The following is a 12,948-nucleotide window of genomic DNA, read 5'->3' as shown; positions in this document are numbered from 1 at the left end:
GTCGCTGTCGTCGTTCCTGTCCGGATCCGGTCTTTAACCCCGATTTTAGGCGGTTTGCCGTCGTCGACGACGACAAAATCACATCTGAATTTCCGCTAAGCTCGTCACTATCAACTCAGCAGAATCACACTCCAGACTCATAGCAGATTGCTCCCAGAATCAGATCCTGCTCATGAATTGCCGTTGCCAGTATGAATACCAATTTATTGATTAACAGCTAGAAATTTTCCTGTGAGTGCGCTGTTAGATAAGGGGCTGGATATTGATCAATGTGATGTATGAACCACAGACAGATCAGCGTAGCTATTCAGTACATGGATGTAATCTCAGAAATGGTGAGTGATGGAACCTTAATGCAAGGTTTCGATGAAGTGGACTAAAAGCTGAGTGACCGGAAGGAAAGACGGACCGGATATAGACCGGCCAGAACGAAAAAAGGCTCATGGATTTCTCCATAAGCCTTCTGGAATCTGGTGGCCCCTCCCAGACTTGAACTGGGGACCAAGCGATTATGAGTCGCCTGCTCTAACCACTGAGCTAAGGGGCCAAATGTGCCACCGATTATATGGGATGGGTGGGGCATTGTCTAGGTGCGAAGGGGCAAGTTTTGTTTGTTTCTTAGGCAGTTAAATGCAGGGCAAGCCCTTGAGTGGCAAGGGGTGTGAGCGAGGTCGCATGTGCGGCAGGCAAAGAAAAAGCGGGCTGTTTAGCCCGCTTTGTGATGTGGTGTTTCTGGTGAGTGGCTTACTCGTCCAGGAAGCTGCGCAGCACGTCGGAACGGCTTGGGTGGCGCAGTTTACGCAGGGCTTTGGCTTCGATCTGACGGATACGCTCACGGGTAACGTCAAACTGTTTGCCCACTTCTTCCAGTGTATGGTCTGTGTTCATGTCGATACCAAAACGCATACGCAGTACTTTGGCTTCACGTGGGGTCAGGCCAGCCAGTACTTCGTTGGTGGCCGCACGCAGGTTAGTTGCCGTGGCAGAGTCCATTGGCAGCTGCAGCGTGGTATCTTCAATGAAATCACCCAGATGTGAATCTTCATCATCACCGATTGGGGTTTCCATCGAGATTGGCTCTTTGGCAATCTTCAGCACTTTGCGGATTTTGTCTTCCGGCATTTGCATGCGTTCAGCCAGTTCTTCCGGCAGTGGTTCACGGCCCATCTCCTGAAGCATCTGGCGAGAGATACGGTTCAGTTTGTTGATGGTTTCGATCATGTGAACAGGGATACGAATCGTACGTGCCTGATCTGCGATTGAACGTGTGATTGCCTGACGGATCCACCAAGTGGCGTAAGTCGAGAACTTGTAACCGCGACGGTATTCAAATTTATCGACCGCTTTCATCAGACCAATGTTACCTTCCTGGATCAGATCCAGGAATTGCAGGCCACGGTTGGTGTATTTCTTGGCGATAGAAATAACCAGACGCAGGTTGGCCTCAACCATTTCTTTCTTGGCGCGGCGTGCTTTGGCTTCACCGATAGACATACGGCGGCTGATGTCTTTGATACGCTCAATCGACAGGCCGGTTTCATCTTCCAGTATGCGCAGCTTCAGCGAGGCACGACGCAGGTCTTCTTCGTAGTTTTTCAGGCGCTCGGCATACGGTTTGCCTGAGTTTAGTGCTTCGTCGATCCACGCAGAAGAAGATTCATTACCGCTGAACAGCTGTACGAAGGTCTTCTTCGGCATTTTGCTGTTGTCGACACACATACGCATGATCAGGCGCTCATTGGTACGCACCTTATCCATAGAATCACGCAGTGAGCTGACCAGACGGTCAAACTGTTTCGGGATCAGACGGAACTGTTTGAAAATTTCAGACAGCTCGGCAATAGCGACTTCAGTGTCCGGGTGATGACGGCCATTGGCATCGATGGCTTTGGCCATATTTTCGTAAGAGATACGCAGTTCTTTGAACTTCTCGCGTGCCACTTCCGGATCGATGCTGCCGTCGTCTTCTTCTTCTGAATCGTCGTCATCGTCTTCAAGATCTTTGTCTTCATCTTCAAGATCAGTTTCACTTAACTCGGAACCGATGTGCGTGGCTGTCGGAGCGGCTGTCTCTTCTTCGTTAGGATCCACGAAGCCTGAAATGATATCAGTCAGACGCAGCTCTTCTGCTTCAACCTTGTCAAACTGCTCAAGCAGATGCGAGATTGCTGACGGGTACTCAGCAACAGAACACTGAACCTGATTGATACCATCTTCGATGCGTTTAGCGATGTCGATTTCGCCTTCGCGGGTCAACAGCTCAACTGTACCCATTTCGCGCATGTACATACGAACCGGGTCAGTGGTACGGCCGATTTCGCTTTCTACGCTCGATAATGCCTGAGCCGCCGCTTCAATGGCGTCTTCATCGGCGTTATCTTCAGTCATCATGAGTTCATCGGCATCAGGGGCGGTTTCCACCACCTTAATACCCATGTCGTTGATCATCTGAATAATGTCTTCAACCTGATCAGAGTCAACAATGTCTTCTGGCAGGTGGTCATTAACTTCGGCATAGGTCAGATAACCTTGCTCTTTGCCTTTGGCAACAAGCAACTTTAGCTGTGACTGCGGATTTTGCTCCATAGACGATATCCAACTTAGGGTCTGAGTGAGAAAAAAGGATGCAGAAATGCAAACCAGTAATTATAACAAATGTCAGAATTGTTGACTACTTTTTAGACGGGGCGATTTAACAGCAATAGCTGAAGCTCCCGCTTCTCTTCGACTGATAAGCCGACGGTGTTCGATTTAGCCTGCAACTTCTCAATTTGTTGTGTGACGCATTGATCGATAACTTTATCCATCGCGTCAAAAAATACAGTGTGTAAACTGTCTTCATCGCTGCCGAGCGGTATTTCCCAGCTGGCCAAACGGGCCATCAGCGATGCTTGCTCGGTCTCACGCCAATCTTCTAGCAACTGTCCAGTTGTGATATTGGGATGAAGTCGACATTTATCAACTATTTTCAATAATAATTTTAAGCCCGCCAGCTCTGTGCCGGCGAAGTCATGGGTATTCAAACCCAGTTCAGTGGCAAAGCCCGGGTTTTGCAGCAGCAGCGCAATCGCGATGCGCATTGGTGTACGCTTGATGGCGGGCTGAGCCATTCTTACCGGCTTGTTGTCTCCGTGTTCGCTGATCAGCTGTTTGAGCTGCTCTTCATCAGGAAGACCGAGTTTTTGTCCTAAAACTTTCCGTAAGTATAGTCTCAGGGTGCCGCCCGGCACTTTGTCAATCAGTGGCACAGCCAGCGTACTGAGCTTGGCTTTGCCTTCCCGGCTGCTGGTATCCACCTGTTGCAGCAGGGTGGTGAACAGGAAATCAGACAGGGTCATCGCCTGTGTGATGGCCTGCTCAAAGGCTTCTTTGCCATGCTGACGCACGAAACTGTCCGGGTCTTCACCGTCGGGCAGGAACATAAATTTCAGCTGGCGGCCGTCAGTCAGGTAGGGCAGTGCCTGCTCCATCGCCCGCCAGGCCGCATCGCGACCGGCGCGGTCACCGTCATAACAGCACACCACAGTACCGGTTTGCCGGAACAGGGTCTGAATGTGCTCCCCTGTGGTCGAGGTGCCCAGTGAGGCGACGGCATAGTCGACGCCGTATTGCGCCAGGGCCACTACATCCATATAGCCTTCGACGACCAGAACGCGTTCAGGTTCCCGGTAGGTTTGCATCACCTGATACAAACCGTAGAGCTCGCGGCCTTTGTGAAAAATCGGTGTTTCCGGTGAGTTGAGATACTTGGGCGTACCTTCGCCCAGTACCCGGCCACCAAACCCGATCACCCGGCCGCGGCGGTCGTGGATCGGAAACATAATCCGGCCACGGAAACGGTCATAGCGACGGCCTTGCTCGTTTTCGATCAGCATGCCGGCGCTGACTAAATCTTGCTGTGCCTGCTCGTTGCGGCCAAAACGGCTGCGCACCAGATCCCATTGGTCAGGCACATAGCCGATGCCGAACTGTTTGACGATCTCGCCAGACAGGCCGCGTCCTTTCAGGTAGTTAATCGCCACCTGCGCATCGCTCTGACGCAACAGCGATTGATAATATTGGGCGACCTGACCCATCAGGTCATAAAGGCTTTGTTTCTCTTGTCGCTTGATGCTGCTCTGGCCACTGGTGCCTTGTTCGCGCGGAATTTCAAGGCCAAGCTGAGACGCCAGTTCTTCGATGGCATCCACAAAGTCCAGCCGGTCGAACTCCATCACAAAATCGAGTACGTTGCCTTTTGCACCGCACCCAAAGCAATAGTAGAACTGTTTATCGGGACTGACAGAAAAAGACGGGGTTTTCTCATTGTGGAAAGGGCAGCAGGCACCGTAGTTCTTGCCTTGCTTTTTGAGTTTCACCCGCGCATCAATTACATCGACTATGTCATGCCGTGAGATGAGGTCATCGATGAATGAACGAGGGATCTTTCCTGCCATACAATGAGTGTTACCTGAAATTAACTGGGAAGAGATACAAACAAGCCGCGCATTCCCGAGAGGATAGCACGGCTTGCTGTAGAGTTGGGGCAGTTTTAACCGAGTTTGGCTTTGACCAATTGGCTAACTTTCCCCATATCGGCGCGGCCCTGCAGCTGTGGTTTAAGCACAGCCATCAGTTTACCCATGTCTTGCATAGTGCTGGCACCGGTGCTGGCGATAGCGTCTTCCAGCAGAGCGGCAACTTCGTCGTCGCTCAGCGGCTGAGGCATAAATTCTTCCAGTACGGCGATTTCAGCATGCTCAACATCGGCCAGATCCTGACGGCCTGCGGCTTCATACTGAGCCACAGAGTCACGACGCTGTTTTACCATTTTCGTCAGTACTGCCACTATGTCGTCGTCGGTCAGAGTGATCTTCTCGTCGACTTCACGTTGTTTGATGGCAGCAAGAACAAGACGGATAGCACCCAGGCGAGCTTTGTCCTTCGCCTTCATGGCTGCTTTTTGTTCGTTCTTTATACTTTCGATTAGGGCCATTACGCTGTCCTTGTTATCTGTAAATTAGTACAGACGAACGCGACGTGCGTTTTCGCGAGCCAATTTTTTCAGGTGACGCTTAACAGCCGCTGCTTTAGCGCGCTTACGTACAGTTGTTGGCTTTTCGAAGTGCTCACGACGGCGAACTTCAGAAAGGATACCTGCTTTTTCGCAAGAGCGCTTAAAACGACGTAGAGCTACGTCGAACGGTTCGTTTTCACGTACTTTGACTACTGGCATGTAATACTCACCTCAGAGTGATTCGATTAACGCTGATGATCAAAATTATCAGCTGATTAAAAATGGTGCGAAATTCTAATCTGATCCGGGGTCATTTGTAAAGCATTCTGCAAGTCAGAACTGGTGAAATTCTGTCAACAGCGGTAACATGCCCCTCCGATGTTCCGCACCGGCTTCGGCTTTCGGTTTGTAAGTATATAAGTATAGAGGTTGATATGCGTATCCTGGGCATCGAAACGTCCTGTGATGAAACAGGCGTGGCGATTTACGATGATGAGAAAGGCCTGCTGGCTCATGAGTTGTACAGCCAAGTGAAGCTGCACGCCGATTATGGTGGCGTCGTACCTGAACTGGCCTCACGGGACCATGTCAAAAAAACCATCCCGCTGATCAAGCAGGCGCTGGCCGATGCCGGTTTAACCCCGGCGGATCTGGATGGCGTTGCTTATACCGCCGGCCCCGGCCTGGTCGGTGCTCTGTTAGTGGGCGCGACCATAGGCCGCAGCCTGGCGTATGCCTGGAATCTGCCTGCGGTGGCAGTACACCATATGGAAGGCCATTTGCTGGCGCCCATGCTGGAAGACAATCCCCCTGAGTTTCCGTTTGTGGCGCTGCTGGTTTCTGGCGGTCATACCATGATGGTGGAAGTCAAAGGGATCGGCGAATACCGCATTTTGGGTGAGTCGGTTGATGATGCCGCCGGTGAAGCCTTTGATAAAACGGCCAAACTGATGGGGCTGGATTATCCCGGCGGACCGCTGCTGTCAAAACTGGCCGATAAAGGCACGGCTGGCCGCTTTACTTTCCCGCGTCCGATGACGGACCGTCCGGGCATGGATTTCAGTTTTTCCGGCCTGAAAACCTTTGCGGCCAACACCATTCGTGGCAACGATGATGATGAGCAGACCCGGGCAGACATTGCTTATGCGTTTCAGGAAGCCGTGGTGGACACCCTGGCAATCAAATGTAAGCGCGCCCTGAAAGAAACCGGCTTTAAGCGTCTGGTGATTGCCGGCGGCGTGAGCGCCAACAAACACTTGCGTGCCGAGCTGGCGACCCTGATGGAAAAACTGGGCGGCGAAGTCTTTTATCCGCGTACTGAGTTCTGTACCGATAACGGTGCCATGATTGCCTATGCCGGGATGCAGCGCCTGAAAAATCAGGAAATCATGGATTTGAGTGTCAAAGCCCATCCGCGCTGGCCGATCGATACACTCAAGCCATTGCGCTGAGGCGGCTCAAGCCGGTCAGGCAAGCGAGCAGCGGATAACACTTAACCGCCAGGACGAATCAGGGTTTCGACTGGCGGTTAAATTTATGCCATATCTTATATTCTTTGCCGTCCAGCAAACGGCGGACATTCTCGTGATGGCGCAGAATGATCAGGCACGACAGCATAGCCACCGGCATGGTGTACTGAGGTTTGACCCACCAGGTAAACATGGGTGCTATTAGCGCGGTGATCATGGATGCCAGCGAAGAATAGCCACACAACACGGCCACCACTAACCAGCTTGCAATCAGCATCCCGCTTAAATCCCAGCCAATCGGGGCCAGCGCGCCAAGTGCCGTCGCTACGCCTTTACCGCCACGGAAGTGGAAAAACAGCGGGTAAATATGCCCCAGACAGGCGGCAATCCCTATGATCCCCAGCAGAAAGGGGTTAATCCCCAGAAAATAGCTGATCCAGACCGGCAGCATGCCTTTGAGGATATCGCATATCAGCACCAGTGCCGCGGCACCCCGGCCGCCGATACGCAGGACATTGGTTGCCCCCGGATTACCCGAACCGCTGTCTCTTGGATCTGGCAGGCGGAACAGACGGCAAATCAGCACCGCACTGGACACAGAGCCCAGCAGGTAAGCAGCGATAATGATCAGCAGCACCAATGGTGTCATAGCATCTCCAGTAAGCCCCTGACGTTGTTGTCATCCGGGGAGCGGGTGTTTATGAGCCTGTACGCCACGGCCTTTTTGGTCGTCATGAAAGTGGTAAAAATGTGATTACTCAGCGCCCACGTCTGATGACATTATGCATAACAGCTGTGGTATAGTTCATCCACTTTCAGGAGGCTGGCGTGTTTGAAACGCTGGGAGCCTGTTTTCTGTCATCAATATGATGAACTCGTCCCGATAATACGCACTTTTGCTCACATTGGGTATCCGACCTCTACACAAAATTAGCGATGGAACATGGATTCAGTATTTATCGAACATCTTGACGTTATCGCCTCTATCGGGGTGTATGACTGGGAGCAGGAAATTAAGCAGAAACTGGTGCTGGACCTGGAAATGGCCCATGACAACCAGCCGGCCGCTCTGGCCGATGATGTGTCGCTGGCGCTCGATTATGCCGCCGTCAGCCAGACAGTCACCGAATTTGTGGAGCAGGGCCGCTTTCTGCTGGTCGAGCGGGTGGCAGAGGAAGTTGCCAGCCTGATCATGACACGTTTCAACGTACCCTGGATCAAAGTGACAGTGACCAAGCCGGGCGCAGTGCCGAATGCGCGCGGTGTTGGTGTGGTGATTCAGCGGGGACGCCGTGACTAAGGTTTACATCAGCATCGGCAGTAATATCGATCGTGAGCACTATGTGCGTGCGGCGGTGGCTGAGCTGAAGCAGTTAGGATCCCAGTGTCGCGTTTCCCGTATTTTTGAAGCGGAACCTGTCGGTTTTGACGGTCCCGTTTTTTTCAATGGTGTGGTGGCTCTGGAGACAGATTTGTCGCTGAATGCCCTGCAACACAGGCTGAAAGATCTGGAAGTGCAGTATGGCCGTCAGCCGGATGCGGTGAAGAATCAGAACAGAACGCTGGATTTGGATCTGTTGCTGTTCGGCGATCGGATCAGCCCTGAAGCGCCTGCGCTGCCGCGAGCGGATATCTACAAGTTTGCTTTCGTTTTACTGCCGCTGTATGAGCTGAGCCCGCTGCTGGTGATACCGGGAGATGGACGCACTGTGGCGCAAATCTGGCAGGCATTCGACAAGCAGCAGGTATTAAGGCCGGTCGCGCTGCATTTTGACACAGTTTGACAGCAATGCACTGAACTGTCAGGGAAACCAGAGGTCAATCCATTGGCGATACACTTTCTCGTATTATGTTTTCGAAGAGTTAAAGGTAAACAATGAGTCATTTTGAAGCGTTCATGTTGGCATTGATCCAGGGGCTGACTGAATTTTTGCCGATTTCCAGTTCGGCGCATCTGATCCTGCCATCGCAGGTATTTGGCTGGGCAGATCAGGGTCTGGCTTTTGATGTTGCTGTGCATGTGGGTACGCTGGCGGCGGTTGTGATGTATTTTCGCAAAGAAGTGGTGTCTTTGCTGGCGGCCTGGTTGGCATCTATCTTCAAAGGCCACCGCTGCCGTGAAGCCAGTCTGGCCTGGATGATAGTGCTGGCGACCATTCCGGCCTGTGTGTTCGGTTTCTTTATGGCCGATATCATTGAAGTGTATCTGCGCTCTGCCTGGGTAATTGCGGTCACCACCATAGTGTTTGGTCTGCTGTTGTGGTGGGTAGATCGCCGTGCGAATCAAACCCGCGATGAGTATGATGCCAACGCCAAGCGCTCACTGTTTATTGGCCTGGCGCAGGCGGCGGCCATGATTCCCGGTACCTCACGTTCAGGCGCGACCATGACAGCAGCACTCTATCTGGGTTTTACCCGCGAAGCCGCTGCCCGTTTTTCGTTTCTGATGTCGATCCCTATTATTCTGCTGGCCGGCACGTATCTGGGGACCAAGCTGGTTGAGAGCAATGCCCCGATTGATTTTGGCGGCTTAGGGATAGGTCTGGCGGTGTCTTTCATCAGTGCTTATGCCTGTATTCATGTGTTCCTGAAGCTGGTAACGCGCGTTGGTATGCTGCCATTTGTGATTTACCGGCTGCTGCTGGGCTTTGGCCTGATCGCGTTACTGCTGAGCCAGCAGTAATTCAGCCAGAGCGAAATGAAAGGAAGCCGGACTTTGCTCCGGCTTTCTTATGCGCTGAGATTGTGCCCTGAGCTTGTGTGTTGAGATTATGCACAGAGGCTGTGTGCTGAGGTGATAAGCTATTTTTTAACGCCCCAGCACCTGCGCCGCTGCCTCGGCGCGGCGGATAGCCAGTTGTTCCTTGATGGCTGCGCCCTGGTAGCCCGCCTCAATGATGGGTTTTACTTCGACGGTCTGTACGGCCGCGAAGACATCCTGCAGAATATCGGCCTGCGGGTAGGGGTCGTCTTCAAACCCGGTCCGGCCGCGAATATCCGCCCGGCAGCAAATGGCTAGCTGTTCAACACGCTCCGGCTTTCGCCAGGCGTCTATCTGATCAAAGAGTCTGATAAAAGTGGCGGGGCGCATCTCTTGCGCGCGGTGTACTTTGGTGTGCTGAGCGCAGACCATGAGCGCGGTATCGCGATAATGGTTCGGCACTCTCAGGCGCTGGCACAGCTGGCGGATCACATCCATCCCCAGCTGGCAGTGCAGTTTATGGCTGGGCAGTTCAGCTTTGGGCGACAAGGCTTTACCCAGATCATGCACCTGGGCACTAAAGCGGATCACAGGATCGTCACTCAGCAGTGCCGCCTGATAGGACACCATCAGGGTATGGATACCGGTATCGATTTCCGGGTGCCACTTCTCGGGCTGCGGAACACCAAACAGCGCGTCGATCTCTGGCATTACGATGCCCAGTGCGCCGCACTGGCGCAGCACGGTCAGGAAGATATCCGGGCGCTCGGTATGCAGGGCACGCTCCCATTCCTGCCACACACGCTCGGGCGTCAGGGCTTCCAGCTCACCGTCAGCTACCATCTCCTGCATCAGAGCCAGCGTTTCCGGTGCAACGGTGAAGCCCTGCGGGGCAAAACGGGCAGCGAAGCGGGCGACCCGCAAGACACGCAGCGGATCTTCAACAAAAGCCTGCGATACATGGCGCAACTGACGCTTTTCTATATCCTGCTGGCCCTGATAAGGGTCGAACAAGGTGCCATCCTGCGACTCGGCAATGGCGTTGATGGTCAGATCCCGCCGCATCAGATCCTGCTCCAGTGTCACATCCGGCGCGGCGTAGCATTCAAAGCCGGTATAGCCTTTGCCCGATTTTCGTTCGGTACGGGCCAGGGCATATTCTTCTTTGGTTTTGGGGTGCAGAAAGACAGGAAAATCGCTACCTACCTGGCTGAACCCTTGATCCAGCATGTGCTGAGGCGTGGTGCCGACGACCACCCAGTCTTTGTCTTTGACGGGTAATCCCAGCAGCCGATCCCGTACCGCGCCGCCAACCAGATAAATATCCACTTTTCTCTCCTCGTCTTTTGTCAGTCTTGCCCCCGAAGGGTATACAATCGGTGTCACGAACGCTAATGTATCTCAGTTATTTTACTTCATCCCGGACGAAGACATGTACAAGGCATTTTTTGGCCTGACCGAAGCCCCGTTTTCGATTGTGCCCAGCGCACGATTTCTTTATCTCAGCGATCGCCACCGTGAAGCGCTTAATCACATGCTTGCCGGACTGACTGATGGCGGGGGGTTTGGGCTGCTCACCGGCGAAGTCGGTACCGGCAAAACCACAGTGCTGCGCGCCTTGTTATCCAAGCTGGGCGAGGAAACCCAAGTTGCTGTGGTACTGAACCCGGCGTTATCGGCCCATGAGTTGCTGGAAAGCATTTGCGATGAGCTAGGGCTGCAGGCGTCACCGCAAGACAGCTATAAGATTTTGACCGACAGACTGTACGGCCACCTTAAAGCCAATGATCAGGCTGGCCGCCATACCCTTTTACTGGTCGATGAAGCGCAGCATCTGCTGCCGGATGTACTGGAGCAGCTGCGTTTGCTGACCAACCTGGAAAATGATCAGCGTAAACTGCTGAAAGTGGTACTGGCTGGCCAGCCTGAACTGCAGCAGTTACTGCAGCAGCCGGGATTGCGTCAGCTGGCTCAGCGCATTACCTCACGCTATCACTTGTTACCCTTAACCGAAGTAGAAGTGGCAGCTTACGTCCGTTTTCGTCTTGATCAGGTTGGTTGCGCTCACCAGATTTTCTCTCCTCAGGCACTGAAGACGCTGGCCCGGGTATGCGGCGGCATTCCGCGCCAGATCAACCTGGTGTGTGATAAAGCCTTGCAGCTTGCCTGCCGGGACAGCCGATATCAGATCAACCCTGAGCACATCAGGCAGGCCAGTGAACTGGCGCTGGGATGGGCGGTCGCACAACCTGTACCGGCCGCGGGCCAGACGCGTAAACGGTTGGGCTGGGCGATTGCCGTTGTGCTGGCTCCGGCATTAATTGCGGCGGGCTACTGGGGCGGTGGCTGGGTAGCAGAAAATAAGCTGGGTGCAGTCGTGCAGGAAACGGCTGTGGTGTCAGCGCCTGCTGCTTCGGGTCATTCTCCTGAAACGGACCAAGCCCAGTCGCTGACGGCACTGGAAAAACGCTGGCAAGCTGTGCTGGCTCTGCAGCCGACGGAAAGACAAGCCATGCAGACCCTGTACCAGCTGTGGGGCTATGAAGTCTCGCCCAGTCAGGCAAACTGTCTCAGCAGTACGCGTATCGGTCTGACCTGTCAGCAAAGCAAAGGCGATCTTGCACAGCTCAGCCTGATCAATCGTCCAGCCATCCTGCCTCTGACCAATGACGATGGCGACAGCTTTTATGCGGTACTGTACGCGCTCTGGCCGGGCGAAGCCGAGCTGATGCTGGGCGGAGAGCGGCTCAGAGTGAGCCGGGAGTGGCTGCAGGCGCACTGGCAGCAAGATTATACCCTGATGTGGCGTCCGCCGATGGGGGAGAGCACCAGCATCCGTTATGGTCAGCAAGGTAGCCGGGTGGCCTGGCTGGATCAGCAGCTTAACCGTTTACTGGGTGAGCCGGGCGTGGCCAGCAGAGACTTTGATCAAAGTGTGCTGGATAAGTTACGTCGTTTTCAACAGGCTCAGGGCTTGTATGCCGACGGCATTGCCGGGCCGATGACGCTGATGGTACTGGACACTGCATTGTCGCTGCCCGGGCCGACATTGCATCAAGAGTACCGCACCGATGGTGATACTGTTATTGGCGGACACCCTATGTCGTTTTTGCCGTTACCCAGGATAACTACCGAGGCCTTGCCGGCACCGGGTTTGCCCTTATACAGTAATGCAGAACGCAGTGCTTCTGAGGTCTGGCGGCCGTTAAACTCCTCTTCTGGTGAACAGCCCTTTGGCACAGCTGCCGGTAATACTGCTGCCATGGACACAGCAGCAATGGACACCGCAGCCAGTGACAGCCAGATGAACTTTCTGGATTTGGATAAACTGGATTTGTCGGGCTTGTCGCCTGAGCTGGCCAATCGGCTGCATCAGGCAATTGCTGCCACCGATCAGGCCGATACACCGGCCTTGGTGGATCCCAGAACGGTCACCGCAGCGGTTGTGAAACAAAAACCCTACGTAGCAGAAAATGTCATGACGCTGGCAGACTTGCCTCAGGGCGTTCAGGCGCGTTTACCGGCCATCAACCTGCAGACTCATATCTACTCATCCAGTGCGGACAGTCGCTGGGTTAAGGTGAACAACCGTGATGCTTACGAAGGGGATGAGGTTGCTCCTGGCGTGACGCTGGAGAAGATTGAGCCGCGTAAGGTGATTCTGGATTTTGAGCATATCCGGTTTGAAATGGCAGCATTGTCGCAGTGGCCGTCAGGGTAAGGCTCACTATCGGCTTCAGCCGGAAAGTGTGGCAGACGGAAACAAAAAAGGCAGCTCAGCT

11 protein-coding genes and 1 tRNA gene are annotated in these 12,948 nt (G+C 53.6%); 5 read left to right on the top strand and 7 right to left on the bottom strand.

What is annotated here, in order from left to right; all coding sequences use genetic code 11:
- Positions 1 to 471: 471 nt before the first annotated feature.
- The 5 genes from KCG43_RS04325 to rpsU all read right to left on the bottom strand — a co-directional run bounded on the left by KCG43_RS04325 (position 472) and on the right by rpsU (position 5,215).
- A tRNA-Ile gene (locus KCG43_RS04325) sits at positions 472 to 547 on the bottom strand.
- A gap of 197 nt (positions 548 to 744) precedes the next feature.
- Positions 745 to 2,586 (bottom strand): RNA polymerase sigma factor RpoD, encoded by a 1,842-nt coding sequence (gene rpoD / locus KCG43_RS04320; protein WP_218383517.1) that lies wholly within the window; start codon positions 2,584 to 2,586, stop codon positions 745 to 747.
- Between the two features lie 92 nt (positions 2,587 to 2,678).
- Positions 2,679 to 4,436 (bottom strand): DNA primase, encoded by a 1,758-nt coding sequence (gene dnaG, locus KCG43_RS04315; RefSeq protein ID WP_218383516.1) that lies wholly within the window; start codon positions 4,434 to 4,436, stop codon positions 2,679 to 2,681.
- Between the two features lie 95 nt (positions 4,437 to 4,531).
- A complete protein-coding gene (locus KCG43_RS04310) occupies positions 4,532 to 4,975 on the bottom strand; it encodes a GatB/YqeY domain-containing protein (RefSeq protein ID WP_027251933.1) in 444 nt (147 codons plus the stop codon).
- Between the two features lie 24 nt (positions 4,976 to 4,999).
- A complete protein-coding gene (gene rpsU / locus KCG43_RS04305; RefSeq protein WP_002537656.1) occupies positions 5,000 to 5,215 on the bottom strand; it encodes a 30S ribosomal protein S21 in 216 nt (71 codons plus the stop codon).
- Positions 5,216 to 5,430: 215 nt separating this feature from the next.
- Here rpsU and tsaD point away from each other — a divergent pair, with 215 nt between their 5' ends.
- Entirely contained in the window at positions 5,431 to 6,447 is a 1,017-nt protein-coding gene (gene tsaD, locus KCG43_RS04300; RefSeq protein WP_192015451.1) for a tRNA (adenosine(37)-N6)-threonylcarbamoyltransferase complex transferase subunit TsaD, read from the top strand.
- A gap of 58 nt (positions 6,448 to 6,505) precedes the next feature.
- Here the strand turns inward: tsaD and plsY are convergent, their stop codons facing one another.
- Complete coding sequence (gene plsY, locus KCG43_RS04295) at positions 6,506 to 7,114, bottom strand: glycerol-3-phosphate 1-O-acyltransferase PlsY (RefSeq protein ID WP_192015452.1); 609 nt, start codon at positions 7,112 to 7,114, stop codon at positions 6,506 to 6,508.
- A gap of 294 nt (positions 7,115 to 7,408) precedes the next feature.
- Between plsY and folB the strand changes: the two genes are divergently transcribed.
- The 3 genes from folB (at position 7,409) to KCG43_RS04280 (ending at position 9,148) form a co-directional block, all read left to right on the top strand.
- Positions 7,409 to 7,765 carry a dihydroneopterin aldolase gene (gene folB, locus KCG43_RS04290; protein WP_046222375.1) on the top strand — a complete coding sequence of 119 codons (357 nt, stop codon included), beginning with the start codon at positions 7,409 to 7,411 and terminating at the stop codon, positions 7,763 to 7,765.
- On the top strand, positions 7,758 to 8,249 hold the full coding sequence (folK, locus tag KCG43_RS04285; RefSeq protein ID WP_192015453.1) for a 2-amino-4-hydroxy-6-hydroxymethyldihydropteridine diphosphokinase: 492 nt from the start codon (positions 7,758 to 7,760) through the stop codon (positions 8,247 to 8,249). Before folB ends, folK begins: the two co-directional genes overlap by 8 nt.
- Positions 8,250 to 8,341: 92 nt before the next feature.
- Positions 8,342 to 9,148 carry an undecaprenyl-diphosphate phosphatase gene (locus KCG43_RS04280; RefSeq protein WP_192015454.1) on the top strand — a complete coding sequence of 269 codons (807 nt, stop codon included), beginning with the start codon at positions 8,342 to 8,344 and terminating at the stop codon, positions 9,146 to 9,148.
- A gap of 126 nt (positions 9,149 to 9,274) precedes the next feature.
- Here KCG43_RS04280 and KCG43_RS04275 read toward each other — a convergent pair whose 3' ends face one another.
- On the bottom strand, positions 9,275 to 10,495 hold the full coding sequence (locus tag KCG43_RS04275; RefSeq protein WP_192015455.1) for a multifunctional CCA addition/repair protein: 1,221 nt from the start codon (positions 10,493 to 10,495) through the stop codon (positions 9,275 to 9,277).
- A 103-nt stretch (positions 10,496 to 10,598) separates the two neighbouring features.
- Here KCG43_RS04275 and KCG43_RS04270 point away from each other — a divergent pair, with 103 nt between their 5' ends.
- Positions 10,599 to 12,887: an AAA family ATPase gene (locus tag KCG43_RS04270; protein ID WP_218383515.1), complete on the top strand. Its 2,289-nt coding sequence runs from the start codon at positions 10,599 to 10,601 to the stop codon at positions 12,885 to 12,887.
- Positions 12,888 to 12,948 lie beyond the last annotated feature (61 nt).

It is taken from the genome of Photobacterium sp. WH24 (assembly GCF_019204055.1).
GTDB lineage: Bacteria > Pseudomonadota > Gammaproteobacteria > Enterobacterales > Vibrionaceae > Photobacterium > Photobacterium arenosum.
This window is presented reverse-complemented; position numbering and strand designations above follow the sequence as displayed.